A 19545-nucleotide genomic window follows, 5' to 3' on the forward strand; every position below is an offset into this window, starting at 1 on the left:
TGCTCTTGTGCCTTTTGCTGCCGCCTCACTGACTCCTGTAATTGTTTGCTGCCGCCTTACTGGTTTTAATTTTTAAAAGGTTAAGTAACGATAGCGGGATATAAGGGGAAGGAGAGGGACGGGCAGAATAGGCGGGCCTCCCGCGCCAGGGAAGGTGCGGGCGGAGGTCCCAGGGATGGGTTTATGCCGTCCCGCCGGAACTGCCCGCCCCTCTCGTGACCGGCACCCGTAATGTTTTATATAACCGGCATCTGACAAAGCCCAACCTCAGCCTGGCGGGCTAACAGAATGCCTGCGTACCAGCGTTGGGTTAAACGTATTCGTCACCTCCGGCAGCGGCTGATTATTTGCTAACGCTAATGCCAGCTCGGCAGCCTGCTGCGCCATCGTCACAATCGGGTAACGGATAGTGGTTAAACGCGGACGTACATAGCGCGACACCAGCACATCATCAAAGCCAATTAACGACATCTCCTCCGGCACGCGAATACCATTATCACTCAGCACGGCTAACGCACCCGCCGCCATCGAATCGTTATAACAGGCGACAGCGGTAAAATTCCGTCCACGCCCTAACAGCTCTGTCATCGCCTGCTCGCCGCCTACCTCGTCCGGCTCGCCAAACGCCACCAGCCGGTCATTACAGGGCAAACTGTGCTCCTTCAGCGCATCGTAATAACCCTGCAAACGCTCCTCGGCATCGGAAATCGTATGCGTCGAACAGATAAAGGCGATCTGATCGTGGCCCTGCTGAATCAAATGCCGCGTTGCCAGCCAGGCACCATAACGATCGTCCAGCGCAATACAGCGCTGCTGAAAAGCAGGCAAAGAGCGGTTAAGCAGCACCATACCTGGCATCTGCTGCATCAGCTTCTCCAGCTCCTCGTCAGGGATCTTCTTGGCATGTACCACCAACGCCGCGCATCGATGACGCATTAGCTGCTCAATCGCCTGCCGCTCTTTAACTTCATTGTGATAACCATTACCAATCAGCAAAAAATTGCCGGTCTGCCAGGCAATCTCATCAACGGCCTTCACCATCGCACCGAAAAACGGGTCGGAAACATCACCAACAACTAAACCAATGGTCTCCGTCGACTGTTGCGCCAGCGCACGCGCATTAGCGTTCGGGTGATATTGCAACGCCTCCATCGCGCTAAATACCGCCAGACGAGAATTTTCACTGGCCTTGGGCGAATTATTGATAACGCGAGAGACAGTGGCGACAGAAACACCCGCCAGTTTGGCGACATCCTTTATCGTAGCCATGAATAGAGAACCTTCCGGGGTAAACGTTTACACATACCAAGAGTGTTGCGGAAAAGACCCGCAAGTTCAACCGCACAGAATGTCAGCCCCGTCGCAAAGCGCGCCGATTATTGCGCTTTTATTTTTCATGCGGGAAAAGCTACCATGCCTCTCTTTTCCTTTCGCTGACGCCTGCACCCGCACCATGACGATCAAAAAAGTTCCACATCTCGCCCACTGGGGCGCCTTTACCGCCGTAACCGAAAACGGCCGCCTTACCGGCTGCGAACCCTTTTTTGCCGACAGCAATCCCTCACCGATGCTGCAAACCATCCCGCAACTGATCTATTCGGACAAACGTATTCAGCAGCCGATGGTGCGTCGCTCCTGGTTAAAGGCGCGGGAAAACAGCGATCGCACGCTGCGTGGACGTGAGGACTTCATCGCGGTGGGCTGGGAAACTGCGCTTGATCTGGTGGCAGAGGAAAACCAGCGCGTGCGCGAGCGTTACGGCGCCAGCGGCATCTTCACCGGATCCTATGGCTGGTCTTCAGCTGGACGGGTAAACCATGCGCGAACGCTGGTCCGACGCTTTTACTTCAACGGCGGCGGCGGGGTTGATCAAATAGGTAACTACAGTTGGGGCTCTGCACAATTCTTCCTGCCTTATGTAATCGGCACTTATATGCCGCTGACCGGACGCGTAACCGACTGGCCGAGCGTTATCGAACATGCGGAAGTGGTGTTGGCCTTTGGCGGCCTGGCGCTGAAAAATGCGCAGGTTGCATCGGGCGGAGCGGGCGAACATACCCTGAAACCAGCCCTGGAGCAGCTGGCGCGAAAAGGCACACGCGTTATTAACGTCAGTCCGCTACGCGATGATTGTCCCGCCTTCCTGAATGCCGACTGGATCGCGATTCGCCCTAACACGGATGTCGCTCTGATGCTGGCGCTGGGGTATGAAATTGAACGCCTTGGCGCGGCGGATCGTGACTTCCTGAATAGTCACTGCGTTGGTTATCCGCAGCTGCGAGAGTATCTGCTGGGACAAAGCGACGGCATAGCGAAAACGCCGCAATGGGCCAGCGCCATTACCGGCGTGCCGGCGGAACGCATCGCCGGGCTGGCGCGTCAGCTGGCGGGTAAACGCAGCTTTATCACCTGTTCCTACGCCGTACAGCGCGCACATCGCGGTGAACAACCCTACTGGATGATGATCGCGCTCTCCGCCATGCTGGGACAGCCGGGCCTGCCGGGTGCGGGCTTCTCGTTCGGGCATGGATCCATGAACAGCGTAGGCAACCCCAGAATCGATACGCCTGCACCGCAGTTGCCCACCGGACCCAACCCGGCCGGGCTGGCGATCCCGGTTGCGCGCATCTGCGATATGCTGCTGCAACCTGGCGAAAGCTATGCCTTTCAGGGAGCAACGCATCGCTATCCAGATATTCATCTGATGCACTGGGCGGGTGGAAATCCTTTCCATCATCATCAGCAGCTCAACCGGCTGGTAGAGGGCTGGCAGCGGCCAGATACGGTTATTGTGCAGGACATTGTCTGGACGGCGGCGGCAAAAATGGCCGATATCGTCCTGCCAGTGACCACTACCCTTGAGCGTAACGACATTGGCGGCTCTTCGCGCGATCGCTATGTTTTCGCCATGCATCAGGCGGTTGCCCCACAGCATCAGGCGCGTAACGATTTCGATATTTTCGCCGATCTGGCTGAGCGCCTCGGCTATCGCGAGCGCTTCACTGAAAACCGTAATGAGATGCAATGGATCGCCCATCTTTACCAGCAGTGCGGTGAAGCGCAGCAGCGCAAAGGGGTGCAGTGGCCGTCATTTGAGCAGTTCTGGCAGCGCGGCTATGCCGAGGTGCCAGCCAGCGAGCGCGACTATGTTTTTATGTCTGACTTTCGCGCCGATGCTCAGGCCAGCCCGCTGAAAACACCCAGCGGAAAAATTGAGCTATTTTGTCACGCTATTGCGGATTTCCAACTGGACGACATGGCGGGGCATCCGGAGTGGCGTGCACCGCAGGAGTGGCTGGGCAGTGAACAGGCGGATCGTTTTCCACTGCATCTGATCTCTGTTCAGCCCGCAGATCGCTTGCACAGCCAGCTGGATGCGACACCAAACGTCCAGGCGAATAAAACCGCCGGTCATGAAACGCTGTGGATGCATCCGCAGGATGCAACGGCACGCGGCATCAGCGATGGCGATGAAATCGAGGTGTTTAACGCGCGCGGCATGATGCTGGCCGGTGTGCAACTGAACCCCGGCCTGGCACCCGGCGTGGTGGTCATCTCTACCGGCGCCTGGTTCGACCCGGGCTTTGGCGGAGCCTGGCAACCCTGGGATCGCGCCGGGAATCCTAATGTTCTGACGCTGGATATTGGCACCTCGCTATTAACGCAGGGGCCGAACGCAATGTCCTGCCTGGTAGAGATCTGTCAGCGGAAAACATTGCAAAAGAGCTGATAAATCACATAGCTGGTTACATTTTGCGGGCAACTGTTGCGAATCATTGATAGCCGCCCGTCTCTGCCGCTTGGTACATTTTAAGTCCCAGAGGTATTGATGGGTGAACATCAACAAGTTTTTGATTACACCAACCTGCGCAGATGCGCAGGTTTTTTTTGCCCGCATTAAGGTCATGGACCATGCCCCGCATACAAAAATTTCCTGGAAAAGATCAGATTAAAGCGCCGTTCAATCCGTTTCGGTTTCGCCTTATTTGTCTGGGGGTGGTGGGATGTCTGGCTGTTTTGCTGGCCCGCGTCGCCGATCTCCAGTTAATCAATCATCCAAGGCTGGAACACGAAGCGGATCAGCGTTCGTTGCGTACCGTTACTCTGCCTACGAACCGAGGCACCCTGCTGGATCGCAATGGTGAGACGCTGGCGCTTAGCGTTCCTTCACGCGATATCATTGCCGATCCGCAGCGCGTACTGGAAGCGCAACCCGATTTCACCAGCCCTAAATGGCAATATCTGGCTAATGCGCTTAATCAACGCCCGGAACAGATACAGCAGCAAATTACCGCCAACCCGCATCGCCGCTTCCTTTATCTGGGGCGTAAAATTGAACTGGGCATCGCCAAAGATATCAGCAAGCTGCATCTGAAAGGCATCAGCACCGTTTATAATGACAGTCGGTTTTATCCGATGAGCGAAGCGGCGGCACCGCTTATTGGCATTGTCGGCGCTGATAACACCGGCCTGAACGGGCTGGAAAAAGGCTACGACAAAGTGCTGCAGGGGCAGCCGGGTTTCGAGAAATATCGCCAGGATCGCGAAGGCAACATCATCGCAATGATCGATTATCAGCCGCCGAAACAGCCGCCCACCGTACAGCTCAGTATCGATAAGTTCGATCAGTACACGCTTTACAGCAAACTGCGAGATGGGGTGCTGCTGAATAAAGCCGATTCCGGTGCGGCGGTACTGGTAAAGATTGATACCGGGGAAATCCTTGGGATGGCCTCTTATCCGTCATTTAACCCGAACAACTATGCGGACGTCTCGCCTGCCCAGATGCGCAACGTGGCGATCAATGACAGCTTTGAACCCGGCTCCACGGTAAAACCATTGGTGGTAATGGAGGGGCTGGAGCGTGGCCTGGTGCGGCCTGATTCCGTGCTGGATACCACGCCGTACCGCGTTAACGGTCACCTGATCCGCGACGTTGGCCACTGGCCGCGCCTGACCATGACCGGCATCCTGCAAAAATCGAGTGACATCGGCGTATCGCACATTGCGCTGGCGATGCCGGCAGAAGCGCTGGTAAATACCTATCACGCTTTCGGTCTTGGCAAGCCCACCGGCCTTGGGCTCACCGGCGAAAGCGTCGGCTATTTTCCGCTGCATCGTCAGCGCTGGGCTGATATTGAACGCGCAACCTTCTCGTTTGGCTATGGATTACGCGTAACGCCGTTACAGATCGCCCGTGAATATGCCACGCTGGGCAGCTACGGTATTTACCGACCGCTTTCCATTACTAAAGTTACGCCGCCGGTACTGGGTAAGCAGGTCGCTAATCCGGAAACGGTAAAAACGGTGGTGCATATGCTGGAAAGCGATGTGCTGCCGGGCGGCACCGGGATCCGTGCGGCGGTGTCAGGCTATCGGTTAGCCACCAAAACCGGTACGGCAGAGAAAATGGGCAGTAGCGGTAAATATGATGGCGGTTACGTTAACTACACCGCTGGCATTGCGCCCGCCAGCGATCCGCAGGTGGCTCTGGTGGTGATGATTAACCATCCAACCGCCGGCGATCACTTTGGCGGCTCGGTCGCCGCGCCGATTTTTGGCAACATCATGGGGCCGGTACTGAAACATATGAACATTGCTCCTGATGCGCTGGTAAACGCCGCCTCCCATTAATACATCCTTGCTCTTCGATATGATAAAAACCGTGCAGCCAGTGAGACTGCGCGGTTTTTTAATCTCTTAGCGTTGAGTTCAGCGTGCCTTTGCTGCATGGTTATAACCAGTTTTTTCGGCTGCTAAGGAGCTGGCATGCTTTTTAATTTCTTCCGTTTTCTGTTTCGTCTGCTGTGGCGCGTACAGCTGCGCGGCGATCTCTCCGGGTTGCGCAAAGAAAAGGTGCTGATTGCGCCTAATCACGCGTCGTTTCTGGACGGAGCCTTGCTGGCGCTGTTCCTGCCGGTAAAACCGGTTTTCGCCGTCTATTCCAGCATCAGCGATAAGTGGTATATGCGTCTGCTTAAGCCGATGGTGGATTTTGTACCGCTCGATCCTACGCGGCCTATGTCGCTTAAATATCTGGTGCGCACGCTTAATGAAGGGCGTCCGGTAGTTATCTTCCCGGAAGGGCGCATTACCATCACCGGCTCTTTAATGAAAATTTACAGCGGCGCTGGCTTTGTCGCGGCTAAATCGCAGGCGACGGTGGTGCCGATGCGCATCGAAGGCGCGGAATATACGCCTTTTGGCCGACTCGGCGGCATCTTCAAGCGTCGCCTGTTCCCGCGTATTACCCTGACGGTACTGCCGCCCACCCTGATACCCATGCCCAATGCGCCGCGCGCCCGCGATCGTCGCGCGTTGGCCGGTGAGCACTTGCATCATATTATGATGGAAGCACGCATGGCGGTGCGTCCGCGCGAAACCTTGTTCGAGGCTCTTCTTAGTGCCCGTACCCGCTACGGCTGGTTTAAGCGCTGTATCGAAGATATTAATTTTGCGCCGGACAGTTATACCGGGCTGCTAAAAAAATCGCTGGGCGTGGGGCGCATTCTGGAGCGCTACACGCAGTCGGGCGAATATGTCGGCCTGCTGCTGCCGAATACCACCGTGACCGCCGCCGCTATTTTCGGAGCCACGCTGCGCGCACGCGTACCGGCAATGCTGAACTATACCGCCGGGGTAAACGGCCTGACCAGCGCGGTGACCGCCGCCCAAATAAAAACCGTTTTCACCTCACGGCAGTTTCTGGATAAAGGCAACCTGTGGCATCTGCCGCAGGGGATCCCGCAGGTTCAGTGGATCTTCCTTGAGGATCTGAAAGATACGCTGACAGGTAAAGATAAGCTGTGGATCCTGGCGCATCTGCTGCTTCCCCGGCGCGCGATGCTGCCGCAGCGGGCGGAAGATGCGGCGATGGTGCTGTTCACCTCCGGCTCGGAAGGCAACCCGAAAGGCGTGGTGCACTCCCATAAAAGCCTGCTGGCGAACGTGGAACAGATTCGTACCGTTGCGGATTTTACGCCGCGCGATCGCTTTATGGCCTCGCTGCCGTTGTTCCATGCATTCGGCCTGACGGTTGGCCTGTTTACGCCGCTGTTTACCGGCGCGCAGGTGTTTTTATATCCCAGCCCGCTGCACTATCGCATCGTGCCGGAGCTGGTCTATGACCGTAACTGCACCGTGCTGTTTGGTACCTCAACCTTCCTTGGCAACTATGCTCGCTTCGCCAACCCCTATGATTTCGCCCGCCTGCGCTATGTGGTCGCCGGAGCGGAGAAACTGCAGGAAAGCGTGCGTCAGCTCTATCAGGAGCGCTTCGGGATCCGCATTCTTGAAGGCTACGGCGTTACCGAGTGCGCGCCGGTGGTATCGATTAACGTACCGATGGCGGCAAAACCGCATACCGTTGGCCGTCTGCTGCCGGGTATGGATTCACGACTGATGTCAGTGCCGGGCATTGAGCAGGGCGGGCGGCTACAGCTGCGCGGGCCGAATATCATGAATGGTTATCTGCGCGTGGAGCGTCCCGGCGAGCTGGAGCCGCCAGTGGCCGACAATGGCGAAGGCGTGATGGAGCCGGGCTGGTATGACACCGGCGATATCGTCAGCTTTGATGAGGGCGGCTTCTGTCAGATTCAGGGCAGGGCGAAACGCTTTGCGAAAATTGCAGGCGAAATGGTTTCTCTGGAGGTGGTTGAGCAGATCGCGCTGAAAGCCTCACCGGAGAAACAGCACGCCGCCGCCATTAAGCCGGACGGCAATCGTGGCGAAGCGCTGGTACTGTTCACCACCGACCGCGAACTACAGCGCGATCGCCTGCAGCAGGCGGCCCGAGAACTGGGCGCGGCAGAGCTGGCGATACCGCGAGATATTCGTTTCCTGCAACAGCTGCCGCTGCTGGGCAGCGGTAAGCCCGATTTCGTCACGCTGAAAAAAATGGTGGAAGAATGACACTCCCCGTGCATGGATCTTCATTAATGTCGCGCGGCATGCTGGCGGTAATTGTTGCCCAGTTTTTCTCCGCTTTTGGTGATAACGCGCTGCTGTTCGCAACGCTGGCGCTGCTGAAAAACCAACACTATCCCGACTGGAGCCAGCCGGTGCTGCAGATGGTATTTGTCGCTACCTATATTCTGCTGGCGCCTTTTGTGGGCCAGATGGCAGACAGTTTTGCCAAGGGACGGGTAATGATGTTGGCGAACGGCCTGAAACTGCTGGGCGCGCTGGTGATCTGCTTTGGCTTCGATCCATTTGTCGGTTATGCGCTGGTGGGCATCGGCGCGGCGGCCTATTCACCTGCCAAGTACGGCATTCTTGGTGAGATCACCAATGGCGAACAGTTGGTGAAAGCCAACGGCCTGATGGAGGCCTCTACCATTGCGGCGATCCTGCTGGGATCGATGGCGGGCGGCGTACTGGCGGACTGGCACCTGCTGGCGGCGCTGTTCGCCTGTGTGGTGGCCTACGGGCTGGCGGTCGCCGCCAACCTGTTGATCCCGAAGCTGCAGGCGGCGCGTCCCGGTCAAAGCTGGCATCCGCTGGCGATGACGCGTAGCTTTTTTCAGGCGGCACGGCTGCTGTGGCGCAATGGTGAAACACGCTTTTCGCTGTTAGGCACCAGCCTGTTTTGGGGCGCGGGCGTAACGCTGCGCTTTTTGCTGGTGCTGTGGGTGCCGGTTGCGCTGGGCATCACCGACAACAAAACCCCCACGCTGCTGAATGCGATGGTGGCGATCGGCATCGTGATTGGCGCGGCGGCGGCGGCAAAACTGGTTACGCTGAAAACCGTCGGGCGCTGTATGCCTGCAGGCGTTCTGATTGGCGTCGCGGTAGTGATATTTGCGCTACAGCATACCCAGCCGAACGCCTATGCGCTGCTGATGGTCATCGGCGTACTGGGCGGCTTTTTTGTGGTGCCGCTGAATGCGCTGCTGCAGGAGCGCGGCAAACAAACGGTCGGCGCAGGCAACGCTATTGCGGTACAGAACCTGGGTGAGAACAGCGCCATGCTGTTGATGCTGGGCCTCTATTCATTGGCGATCCGCCTGGGTGCGCCGCCGGTCGCAACCGGCGTGGGCTTTGGCGCGCTGTTTGCGCTCGCTATCGCCATGCTCTGGGGCTGGCAGCTGGCGCAAAAGCGTCGCGGATAGAAAAGTAAGCAGGCGCAGCGTTTAACGCTGCGCCGCTGTTTTACGGCGCGGGATAGGTGTAGCGCCGATGAATCGCTTCCAGTTGTTCCAGTAGCTCACCGCTGAGCGTCAACTGGTAACTGTCAATATTGCTCTGCAACTGTTCAGGCGTCGTAGCGCCCAGCAGCGTGCTGGCGACAAAAGGCTGCTGACGCACAAAAGCCAGCGCCATCTGTGCCGGATCGATCCCGTGGCTGCGCGCCAGATCGACATATTCCGCTACCGCCTGTTGAGACTGCTCGCCGCTGTAACGCGTAAAGCGGCTAAACAAGGTATTTCGCGCCCCGGCCGGACGCGCGCCGTTCAGATATTTACCGCTAAGCGTGCCGAAAGCGAGGCTGGAATAGGCCAGCAGCTCGACGCCTTCATGCTGGCTAATCTCCGCCAGGCCCACTTCAAAGCTACGGTTGAGCAGGCTATAGGGATTCTGGATGGAAACAATACGCGGCAGCTCATGCTTTTCCGCCAGCTGCAGATAACGCATTACGCCCCACGGCGTTTCATTCGAGACGCCGATATAACGGATCTTACCGGCGCGCACCTGCTCGGCCAGCGCCTCCAGCGTTTCCAGCAGGGTAACCGGCACGCTGGTATCCGTGTACTGATAGCCCAGTTTGCCAAAACAGTTAGTTTGCCGCTGCGGCCAGTGCACCTGATAAAGGTCGATATAGTCAGTGTTCAGACGCTTCAGGCTGGCTTCCAGCGCCACGCGAATATTTTTGCGATCCAGCACCTGAGCCGGACGAATACCGGCGTCACTGCCGCGTGATGGCCCGGCAACTTTAGTCGCCAGTACGATTTTGTCGCGGTTGCCACGCGCCTTTAGCCAGTTGCCGATATAGCTTTCGGTCAATCCCTGCGTTTCCGGGCGTGGCGGAACAGGATACATTTCCGCGGTGTCGATGAGGTTAATGCCGCAACTAACGGCTAAATCCAACTGGGCATGGGCATCGGCTTCGCTATTTTGCTCACCAAACGTCATGGTTCCCAATCCCAGCTGGCTGACTTCCAGCGTACTATGGGGGATACGGTGATAGTGCATTTGCCGGCTTCCTTTTGTCATTATGGGGAAAAACTTGGCGGTGCGATTTCAACAAGCACCATTTCGACTATAGCGGGCAGTGACGAGAGGGGAAAGAGGAGAGTGATGGTTCAATTTATCGATAAGCGCCGGAGGCTGTTGCAAAGTCGGCGCTTATATCTGATTACCGCTCAATGATGGAAGAGACCTCATCACCATTGATCTGCATTTCATTACCGGCCTGATCGGTATATTTGACCAGCCCCGTATCTTTATCAATTTCCGGCTTGCCGTCAGTCATAATCATATGACCATCCTTAGTGGACATGACGTAACTGCTGCTGCAACCGCTTAACAGCATCATCATGGTCAACACAGCCACGCTGGTAATCCGCTTCATTATCTTTTCTCCTGGTGGTTATTCCAACTACACAGTGTAGTAATAAAATATTTACTGCCCAGGATTAATCGCAGGATTCTGAAAAAAGCGCGGGGAAGGAAATATCCGGTCGCAGCCGGATATATTGAGGAACAGCAATTACTGAACGGATTTCTTGCCACGCAGCAGATTAAGGCTCTCTACCGCCATTGAGAAGAACATCGCGAAATAGATATAGCCCTTCGGCACATGGATATTGAAGCTTTCCAGAATCAACGTGAAGCCGACCAGAATAAGGAACGCGAGCGCCAGCATTTTCACTGACGGATGGCGATCGACAAACTCCCCGATGCCTTTTGCCGCGAACATCATTACGCCAACCGCAACCACTACCGCAGCCATCATAATAAACAGATGGTCGGACAGACCCACTGCGGTAATCACCGAGTCGAGGCTGAAAATAATATCCAGCACCATGATCTGCACGATAGCCCCGAAGAAGGAGTGCACGTTCGTTTTATGCTCCTCATTATCCCCTTCGATGCTTTCATGGATCTCCATGCTCGATTTCCACAGCAGGAACAGACCGCCGCCAAGCAGAATTAAATCACGCGCGGAAAAGGAGTGATCAAACAGGGTAAACAGCGGGTCGGTGAGCTTAATAACCCATGCAATAGAGGCCAGCAGCCCTAAACGCATCAGCATCGCGCCCATCAGACCAATGCGTCGTGCGCTATTCTGTTGATTTTTGGGTAGTTTTGCCACAACCAGGGAGAGGAAAATAATATTATCGATGCCCAGCACGATTTCAAGTATGGTCAGCGTGCCGAGGGCCAGCCAGGCATTGGGATCTGCAATCCAGTCAAACATTGTAACACTGCATCCTAAACGAAAGTTAAACGGTGATTATACGCATCGCCTCATACTCTGGAAAAAATTAAAGCAAAAAATGACGGGCCAGCAGCGGGGCGGTAAAACTTTTCTTCAGATAAAAACCGCGCGGCAGCGTCATAATCGGCTGACCATGCTCGCCAATGCCTTCAGTTAACGCCTTGCTGTTGGCCGCTTTGGGACGGATCTGCAACACCTCGCCGTGGCGGGCGGTGATGCGCTCCACCTGGCCTAATACAATCATATCCATCAGCTCTTCCCAGTCGCGCTGCAGCAATTCCTCTTCCTGCTGCGTCGGGCTCCACAGCAGCGGTGCGCCAACGCGTCGCGTCGCCAGAGGGATGGCTCGATCGCCTTCCACCGGGATCCACAGTACCCGTGCCAGCTTATGACGCACGTGGCTGTTTTCCCAGGTCACGCCGCTATTGCCGGTCAGCGGCGCAACGCAAACAAATGTGGTCTCCAGCGGGCGACCCTGCGCATCAATGGGAATTGTTTTTAACTCGACGCCAAGATGGGCAAAATCACGTTCCGGCTTGCTGCCGGCGCTGGCACCAAGATGCATCTCCAGCAGCATGCCGACCCAACCTTTATCACGACGTAAATCCGCAGGTGTGGCGATACCGGCCTGCTGCGCCAGCTCGCCCAGCGTATAGCCTGCCAGCGCCTGCGCGCGCGCCAGTAATGTCTCTTCATCTGGCGGTGGCGTAGTGAGAAAACGTGGCTCCATATCCCCTCTGTTTATTGCTCAAAAAATAACCACCTCGTTTAGGTATCTTTTATGTAGCCTGATGGGCGGTAAAACCAGGGAATAATAGCATGATAAATCTTGGGATTTTATTTTGCCGCGCAACAGGAAGAGCAAACGGCGTTGCTGTTTTACCCACATTGTCACCGGCAATGAACAGGATCTTACACCTGGTTATCCACAGAAACATGGGATAACTCAGCTTTTTCTCGCATACTGTTTCCATTTACAGCCTTGACGCAGGGCTTTTTTGCTGGGTGAAGCCATTTTGTGCATAACTTTATCGCATATTCTGTGGATAAAATCGGCGGTGGGCGATCTTTCGCCAGTAAAGGATCCTTGCGGGTATAAACAGTACGTCCAGGGCCTGAGTTGCGGCTAATAACAACAAAAACATGTTTAAAATAAATAAATTACAAATATTATGCCTGCCAGATGTTTCTGCGTTATTTCACGCTTTTCCCACTCGGTTACCATGTTCTGCACAAAGCTATCCACAGAAAAAGTGAATAAAATTGGGCTTTTTAGCCGTCAGCTGTTTATAACTATGATGAAAACTGTGAGTTATCCCCCTGTTATGCGTTATTCACAGCCTCAAGCAGTGGTTTACCGCCTGTAAGGAGTATGAAACAATCAGACTATCTGAATTTCAGTTTGAGGTAGTCCCGTGATCGACGATGATGGCTACCGCCCAAATGTTGGTATTGTAATCTGTAACAGACAGGGACAGGTATTGTGGGCCCGGCGTTTCGGACAGCACTCCTGGCAGTTTCCTCAGGGTGGCATTAATCCTGGCGAAACGGCGGAACAGGCCATGTACCGCGAACTCTTTGAAGAAGTCGGCTTGCACCGTAAAGATGTGCGCCTGCTCGCCTCTACCCGAAACTGGTTACGTTATAAGTTGCCGAAACGTTTGGTGCGTTGGGACACGAAGCCGGTATGTATCGGCCAGAAACAGAAGTGGTTTCTTCTGCAGTTGATGTGCAATGACGCAGATATCAACATGCAAACCAGCAGCACGCCAGAATTTGACGGCTGGCGCTGGGTCAGCTTTTGGTATCCGGTTCGTCAGGTTGTCTCCTTTAAACGCGACGTTTATCGCCGCGTGATGAAAGAGTTTGCCGCTGTGGTCATGCCATTGCAGGAGAGTGCAACGCAGCGCAATACGCCTGCTTATCGACGGAAAAGAGGTTAAGCCACGCTGATGATGCTGACTCAGTTGCGTGAGATTGTAGAGAAAGTGGCAGGCGCTCCGCGCCTCGAAGAAGCGCTTGAGATCCTGGTAAACGAAATCTGTTTCGCCATGGAAACTGAAGTCTGCTCCATTTATCTCGCCGATCACGATCGTCGTTGCTATTACCTGATGGCGACGCGCGGACTGAAAAAGCCGCGCGGTAAGATCGTCACGCTGGCTTTTGATCAAGGTATCGTCGGGCTGGTTGGACGGCTGGCGGAACCGATCAACCTGGCGGATGCGCAAAGCCACCCCAGCTTCAAATATATTCCTTCGGTTAAAGAGGAGCGCTTCCGCTCCTTCCTCGGTGTGCCGATCATTACCCGACGTCAGCTGCTGGGCGTGCTGGTGGTGCAGCAGCGCGAGCATCGCCAGTTTGATGAAAGCGAAGAATCTTTCCTGGTCACGCTCGCGACTCAACTTGCCACACTGATCACCCAATCTCAGGTTAGCCAGCTGTTTGGTCATTTCCGCCAAAAACGCGTGCGTGCGCTGGCGGCAGCGCCTGGCGTGGCGGTTGCGCCTGGCTGGGTCGATACCACGCAGCCCTCGCTGGAGCATGTTTTCGCCGCTTCGACGCTGGATGTCGGGCGCGAGCGTGAACGTCTGTCGCAGGCGATGAGCGAGGCAAGCAACGAATTTCGTCGCTTCAGCAAACGCTTCAGCGCCAGCGTGCAGAAAGAGAGCGCGGCGATCTTCGATCTTTATTCCCACCTGTTAACCGATGCGCGACTTAAGCAGGATCTGTTTGCCGAGATCGACAGCGGATCGGTAGCGGAATGGGCGGTGAAAAAGGTCATCGAGAAATTCGCCGCTCAGTTCGCCAGCCTGCAGGACACCTACCTGCGCGAGCGCGCGGGCGATCTGCGCGTGCTGGGCCAGCGCCTGCTGTTTCATCTTGACGATACGTTACAGGGCACCAACACCTGGCCGGAGCGGTTTGTGCTGGTGGCGGATGAGCTAACGGCAACCACGCTGGCGGAGCTGCCGCAGGAGCGGCTGGCAGGCGTCGTGGTGCGTGACGGCGCGGCTAACTCCCATGCGGCGATCCTGGTGCGGGCGATGGGCATTCCGACAGTAATGGGTGCGGATATTCTGCCTGAGCTGTTAAATAAGCGCTTGCTGATCGTTGACGGCTATCGTGGCGAATTGCTGATCGATCCAGAACCGGTACTGATCCAAGAATATCAACAGCTGGTCAGCGAAGAAAATGAGCTGAGCCGACTGGCGGAAGATGATGTTGAGCAGATCGCCAGGCTGAAAAGCGGCGAACGTATTCAGGTTATGCTGAATGCGGGCCTGAGTGCTGAGCATGAGCAGGCAATGGATAACTGGGTGGACGGCATCGGCCTGTACCGCACCGAAATCCCGTTTATGCTGCAAAATGGCTTCCCCTCCGAAGAGGAGCAGGTGGCACAGTATCAGGGCATGCTGCAGCTGTTTCTGAATAAGCCGGTAACCCTGCGTACGCTGGATATCGGCGCGGACAAACAGCTGCCCTACATGCCCATCAGCGAAGAGAACCCCTGCCTGGGCTGGCGCGGCATACGCCTGACGCTTGATCAGCCGGAGATCTTCCTGGTGCAGGTGCGCGCGATGCTGCGCGCTAACGCCGCCAGCGGCAACCTCAGCATTTTGCTGCCGATGATCACCAGCATCGATGAGATTGACGAAGCGCGTCGTCTGATCGATCGCGCCGGCAAAGAAGTGGAAGAGATGCTGGGCTATGAGATCCCTGAACCGCGCATTGGCATTATGATCGAAGTGCCCTCAATGCTGTTTATGATCCCGCATCTGGCCAGGCGCGTTGATTTTGTATCAGTGGGCACTAACGATCTGACGCAGTATCTGCTGGCGGTGGATCGCAACAATACCCGCGTAGCCAACCTGTATGATTCGCTGCATCCGGCAATGCTAAAAGCGCTGAAGTCGATTGCAGAATCTGCGCGCGAAGCGCAGATCGATCTCTGCCTGTGTGGTGAAATGGCGGGCGATCCGATGTGCGTGGCGCTGCTGATTGGTCTGGGCTATCACCATCTGAGCATGAACGGCAAAAACGTACCGCGTGTGAAGTATCTTCTGCGCCACATCGACCATGAAGAGGCACAGGTGCTGGCTGAACGCAGCCTGCAGGCGCAAACGGCAACTGAAGTTCGTCATCAGGTCGCGGCCTTTATGGAGCGACGCGGTTTGGGCGGGCTCATTCGCGGCGGCCGCTAAGGCATTTATCCACGTTTACATTTCGATGAACCCGGTATAAAACGGCTATGCTATCATGCCTGGCCGGTTTTTCCTGGCTGAGAGGCGCTGTGTATTACGCGGCGCGCAAGGAGTGAACTATCCATCGTCCAGCCTGTGGACGGATGACATTAATGGTGAAAGATGAATAGCTATCTGGCTTTCCCTCAATTCGATCCGGTGATTTTCTCCATCGGGCCCGTCGCCCTGCACTGGTACGGCCTGATGTATCTGGTTGGGTTTATTTTTGCGATGTGGCTGGCGGTACGACGGGCCAACAAGCCCGGCAGCGGCTGGAAAAAAGAGGAAGTGGAAAACCTGCTGTACGCGGGCTTCCTGGGGGTTTTCCTCGGTGGTCGCATCGGCTACGTGCTGTTCTACAACCTGCCGCTGTTTCTGGAGAATCCGCTTTATCTGTTCAAAGTCTGGGATGGCGGCATGTCGTTCCACGGTGGGCTGATTGGCGTTATCGTGGTGATGATGTGGTTTGCGCATCGTACAAAACGTCATTTCTTTCAGGTCGCTGACTTTATTGCGCCGCTGATCCCCTTCGGGCTCGGCGCTGGTCGTCTTGGTAACTTTATTAACGGTGAGCTTTGGGGCCGCGTCGCGCCGAACTTCTCCTGGGCGATGTTGTTCCCGGGTTCGCGCAGCGAAGATGTGGCACTGGTCGCCACGCACCCTGAATGGCAATCACTGCTGGCAACTTACGGCGTGCTGCCACGTCATCCTTCACAGCTCTATGAACTGGTGCTGGAAGGCATTGTGCTGTTTGCCATCCTTAACCTGTTTATTCGCAAGCCGCGCCCGATGGGCAGCGTTTCCGGCTTGTTCCTGATTGGCTACGGCGCGTTCCGCATTATCGTGGAGTTCTTCCGTCAGCCTGATGCCCAGCTGGGCCTGTTTAGCGGCATCAGCATGGGACAAATTTTGTCGATACCGATGATTCTGGCCGGCATTATCATGATGATTTGGGCGTACCGTCGTCGCCCGCAGCTACAAACAGGTGAACAGAAATGAAGCAGTATCTGGCATTAATGGAGAAAGTGCTGAACGAGGGCACGCCGAAAAACGATCGCACCGGAACCGGCACGCTGTCGATTTTTGGCCACCAGATGCGTTTCAATCTGCAGGAAGGCTTTCCGCTGGTGACCACCAAACGCTGCCATCTGCGCTCAATTATTCATGAGCTGCTGTGGTTCCTGAACGGTGACACCAATATCGCCTATCTGAAAGAAAATAACGTCTCGATTTGGGATGAGTGGGCCGATGAAAATGGCGATCTCGGACCGGTCTATGGCAAACAGTGGCGCAGTTGGGGCGCGGCTGATGGTCGTGAAATCGACCAGCTGACGAAGGTGCTTGAGCAGCTGAAAAACGATCCCGACTCGCGTCGAATTATCGTTTCAGCCTGGAACGTTGGTGAACTGGATGAGATGGCGCTGGCGCCGTGCCACGCGTTCTTCCAGTTTTACGTGGCGGATGGCAAGCTCTCCTGCCAGCTTTATCAGCGCTCCTGCGATGTGTTCCTGGGGCTGCCGTTTAATATCGCCAGCTATGCGCTGCTGGTGCATATGATGGCGCAGCAGTGTGATCTGGAGCCGGGAGATTTTGTCTGGACCGGCGGCGATACGCACCTTTACAGCAACCATCTGGAGCAGGCGCGGTTGCAGCTGACGCGCGAACCGCGTCCGCAGCCGAAGCTGGTCATCAAACGCAAGCCCGCCTCGCTGTTCGATTACCGCTTCGAAGATTTTGAAATCGAAGGCTACGATCCGCATCCCGCCATTAAAGCGCCGGTGGCGATATAACTCCGGCACGCCAGCAGCGCACACCCGCGCCGCTGGCGTCTGTTCTTAGTAGGTAACAGGCGGCTAGCGCCATCCTGCGCTGTTGGTAGAGATTAGCCTGCGGCAGCTGTTGATACTTTTATAACCGCTGCTTTTCCTTCATTAATTCTCTATTTAAACAATCGACATGCAGCACTGAACCCAGCTGCAGAAACGTCATGCACCTTGTGGCGTGGCAGACGTCACAGCGCAGCGCAAATAGCTGTAAACCGATTAAAAAAGCGGGAAGCAAGCCCGCAATCCATCAATATGGCACTGGTCGCGACGCTTCAGCCCGGCACAATAGCGCCATGAAAAAAACGCGTACCGATGGATTTACCCTGGTGGAGCTGCTGCTGGTGCTGACGATAGCCGCGTTGCTGAGTCTCGCTTCGTTGCAGGGATGGCAAAGCTGGCAGCAGCGTCAGCGCATGCAGGAAACCGCCCGGCAGCTGCAGCGCTTTTTACACGGCGTGCGCGCCTGGGCCAACTGGCATAACCGGGAACAGCCGTTATGGCTGTTAACGGGCGAAAGGTGGTGTCTTGGCAGCGGCGCCGTGCCTGCGGCGGGCTGTGCTAGCGGCAGACGTTTACAGCTGCTGGCGCCGCATTCGCAGGTCCATATCATTGCCATTGAAGGTGCGCCGGGGTTTTACGGTAAACGCAACGTGGCAAAAGCAGGGCACATTATTTTTGGCGAAGGCTCGCTGCGCTGGCGCATGATTATCTCCTCACGCGGCCGTATTCGGCTTTGCCAGGTTGCGCCATGTTTGTGAAACAGGCTGGCTTTGGTCTGATGGAAATGATGATCGCAATGGCGTTGAGCGGCATTTTAATGCTGGGGGCGCTGCGTCTGTTGCCGCACCTGCAGCGGCAAAATATACAGCTGCAAAGCCAGATGCGTTTACAGGAAGAGCTGCAGCAAATAATGAGCGTGCTGGAAAAAGCGATTCGGCGAGCGGGTTACTGTCACGGTTTCTGCCAGGGAACACCGCTTATCATTCAACAGCGCTGTCTGTTGATCCGGTGGGATGAAAACAGCAACGGTCGCTGGGAAGGGCCGGAGCATGAGGAGAGCGAATGGTACGGATACCGGCTCCGCAATCAACGGCTGGAAATACAGCGCGGCGTGAGCAGCTGCAACGGCAGTGGCTGGGAGAGCCTGTCCGATCCGGCCACGCTAACCATTGGCGAACTGGCTTTCACCCGCGTCGGGCAGCAGGTGAAGGTGACGCTCGGCGGCGAATCATCAGGCTTTCCCACGTCAGCACTCAGGCTGCAAAGCATCATCAGCACCCACAACTTGCCTTAAGAGAAGATGGCGGCATGGCCATAGCGATGGTGCTGCTAATGCTACTGCTCGGCTCTGGCCTGCTGCATGCCACACGGCAACAGCTGGACGGTGCGCTGTCGCTGGTTACGGATGAACGTCAGTTCCTGCGGGAGCATTACCATGCGCTTTCGGCGCTGGCCTGGGGCGCAAGGCTGAGCTGGCCGACTCAACAGGGCTGGCACTGCCAGCAGCAGCCGACATATGGCTGGCGCGCCTGCATACTGCTCAGGCATAACGGTGAAGCACTGCTGCGCGGTGCCGGAGAGTCATCAACAGGGGAGGCGCTGGCGCTATGGCAGTGGTTGACGCCAGTAGCTGAGGGGCGCTGGCAACCGCTGGCACATGGCTGGCTCGATTTTTGCCCGCTTCCTCTGTCAGAGGGCTGCCTGCCTGATGTCGGGTGAAAGAGGTTTCAGCATAGTGGAAACGCTGCTGGCGTTGCTGCTGTTTGCCATGAGTTTAACGGCGCTGCTGCACTATCAGCAGATGCTTGCAGCTGGCTTTTATCAACAGTGGCAACAGCGCGAAGCGTGGCGCATGGCGGCGCTGCGTCTGCAGGGGCAGGAGAGCGAAGGCTGGCAAACCTCGCTACACAAACTGCCTGCGGTAGAGGGCTGCCTGTTATGGCGGGCCACCGCTTTCCGGCCCGGCCTCTCTGCTGTTACGCTGGACCAGCTGCGCTGCGATAATAGCGTTCCGCATCGTTGAAGCCGCCTACGGACC

General features: G+C 56.1%; 18 protein-coding genes. 12 read left to right on the forward strand and 6 right to left on the reverse strand.

The genetic code is table 11. The features are described 5' to 3' along the window. Positions 1-267 precede the first annotated feature (267 nt). The gene (gene galR / locus ACQE32_RS17405; protein ID WP_426973640.1) at positions 268-1269 is read right to left on the reverse strand and encodes an HTH-type transcriptional regulator GalR; all 1002 of its coding nucleotides are present in this window, start codon (positions 1267-1269) and stop codon (positions 268-270) included. Positions 1270-1453: 184 nt separating this feature from the next. Between galR and ACQE32_RS17410 the strand changes: the two genes are divergently transcribed. The 4 genes from ACQE32_RS17410 (at position 1454) to lplT (ending at position 9110) form a co-directional block, all read left to right on the forward strand. Next, on the forward strand, positions 1454-3730 hold the full coding sequence (locus ACQE32_RS17410; protein ID WP_427022177.1) for a molybdopterin guanine dinucleotide-containing S/N-oxide reductase: 2277 nt from the start codon (positions 1454-1456) through the stop codon (positions 3728-3730). Between the two features lie 182 nt (positions 3731-3912). Further along, positions 3913-5634, forward strand: a complete 1722-nt coding sequence (locus ACQE32_RS17415; RefSeq protein ID WP_426973642.1) for a penicillin-binding transpeptidase domain-containing protein — start codon at positions 3913-3915, stop codon at positions 5632-5634. Positions 5635-5769: 135 nt separating this feature from the next. Continuing rightward, a complete protein-coding gene (gene aas / locus ACQE32_RS17420; RefSeq protein ID WP_426973643.1) occupies positions 5770-7911 on the forward strand; it encodes a bifunctional acyl-ACP--phospholipid O-acyltransferase/long-chain-fatty-acid--ACP ligase in 2142 nt (713 codons plus the stop codon). After that, a complete protein-coding gene (gene lplT, locus ACQE32_RS17425) occupies positions 7908-9110 on the forward strand; it encodes a lysophospholipid transporter LplT (protein ID WP_426973645.1) in 1203 nt (400 codons plus the stop codon). The genes aas and lplT overlap by 4 nt, the downstream gene beginning before the upstream one ends. 40 nt (positions 9111-9150) lie before the next feature. On the opposite strand, the gene ACQE32_RS17430 is transcribed toward lplT, so the two are convergent. From ACQE32_RS17430 to ACQE32_RS17450, 5 genes are all read right to left on the reverse strand, one after another. Beyond that, the gene (locus ACQE32_RS17430; protein ID WP_426973646.1) at positions 9151-10191 is read right to left on the reverse strand and encodes an NADP(H)-dependent aldo-keto reductase; all 1041 of its coding nucleotides are present in this window, start codon (positions 10189-10191) and stop codon (positions 9151-9153) included. A gap of 163 nt (positions 10192-10354) precedes the next feature. Further along, positions 10355-10570, reverse strand: coding sequence for a YgdI/YgdR family lipoprotein (locus tag ACQE32_RS17435; protein WP_085070310.1), 216 nt, complete (start codon positions 10568-10570; stop codon positions 10355-10357). Between the two features lie 138 nt (positions 10571-10708). Continuing rightward, the gene (locus ACQE32_RS17440) at positions 10709-11419 is read right to left on the reverse strand and encodes a TerC family protein (RefSeq protein WP_426982012.1); all 711 of its coding nucleotides are present in this window, start codon (positions 11417-11419) and stop codon (positions 10709-10711) included. Positions 11420-11486: 67 nt separating this feature from the next. After that, entirely contained in the window at positions 11487-12170 is a 684-nt protein-coding gene (gene mutH / locus ACQE32_RS17445; protein ID WP_426982013.1) for a DNA mismatch repair endonuclease MutH, read from the reverse strand. A 49-nt stretch (positions 12171-12219) separates the two neighbouring features. After that, positions 12220-12414, reverse strand: a complete 195-nt coding sequence (locus ACQE32_RS17450; protein ID WP_426982014.1) for a hypothetical protein — start codon at positions 12412-12414, stop codon at positions 12220-12222. Positions 12415-12855: 441 nt separating this feature from the next. On the opposite strand from ACQE32_RS17450, the gene rppH reads away from it, so the two are divergent. The 8 genes from rppH (at position 12856) to ACQE32_RS17490 (ending at position 19530) form a co-directional block, all read left to right on the forward strand. Further along, positions 12856-13383: an RNA pyrophosphohydrolase gene (gene rppH, locus ACQE32_RS17455; RefSeq protein WP_085070316.1), complete on the forward strand. Its 528-nt coding sequence runs from the start codon at positions 12856-12858 to the stop codon at positions 13381-13383. Positions 13384-13395: 12 nt separating this feature from the next. Then, positions 13396-15642 (forward strand): phosphoenolpyruvate--protein phosphotransferase, encoded by a 2247-nt coding sequence (gene ptsP / locus ACQE32_RS17460; RefSeq protein ID WP_085072293.1) that lies wholly within the window; start codon positions 13396-13398, stop codon positions 15640-15642. A gap of 162 nt (positions 15643-15804) precedes the next feature. Then, on the forward strand, positions 15805-16680 hold the full coding sequence (gene lgt, locus ACQE32_RS17465) for a prolipoprotein diacylglyceryl transferase (protein WP_250650780.1): 876 nt from the start codon (positions 15805-15807) through the stop codon (positions 16678-16680). Next, positions 16677-17471, forward strand: a complete 795-nt coding sequence (gene thyA / locus ACQE32_RS17470) for a thymidylate synthase (RefSeq protein ID WP_250650779.1) — start codon at positions 16677-16679, stop codon at positions 17469-17471. Before lgt ends, thyA begins: the two co-directional genes overlap by 4 nt. Before the next feature lie 197 nt (positions 17472-17668). Next, positions 17669-18265 (forward strand): prepilin-type N-terminal cleavage/methylation domain-containing protein, encoded by a 597-nt coding sequence (locus tag ACQE32_RS17475; RefSeq protein ID WP_427022178.1) that lies wholly within the window; start codon positions 17669-17671, stop codon positions 18263-18265. Next, on the forward strand, positions 18256-18801 hold the full coding sequence (locus ACQE32_RS17480) for a prepilin peptidase-dependent protein (protein ID WP_427022179.1): 546 nt from the start codon (positions 18256-18258) through the stop codon (positions 18799-18801). The genes ACQE32_RS17475 and ACQE32_RS17480 overlap by 10 nt, the downstream gene beginning before the upstream one ends. Before the next feature lie 14 nt (positions 18802-18815). After that, the gene (locus ACQE32_RS17485) at positions 18816-19226 is read left to right on the forward strand and encodes a DUF2509 family protein (RefSeq protein ID WP_426973653.1); all 411 of its coding nucleotides are present in this window, start codon (positions 18816-18818) and stop codon (positions 19224-19226) included. After that, the gene (locus tag ACQE32_RS17490; RefSeq protein ID WP_426973654.1) at positions 19216-19530 is read left to right on the forward strand and encodes a prepilin-type N-terminal cleavage/methylation domain-containing protein; all 315 of its coding nucleotides are present in this window, start codon (positions 19216-19218) and stop codon (positions 19528-19530) included. The genes ACQE32_RS17485 and ACQE32_RS17490 overlap by 11 nt, the downstream gene beginning before the upstream one ends. Positions 19531-19545 lie beyond the last annotated feature (15 nt).

The sequence above is a fragment of the Pantoea sp. FN0302 genome (genome assembly GCF_050113775.1).
Taxonomy (GTDB): domain Bacteria; phylum Pseudomonadota; class Gammaproteobacteria; order Enterobacterales; family Enterobacteriaceae; genus Mixta; species Mixta alhagi.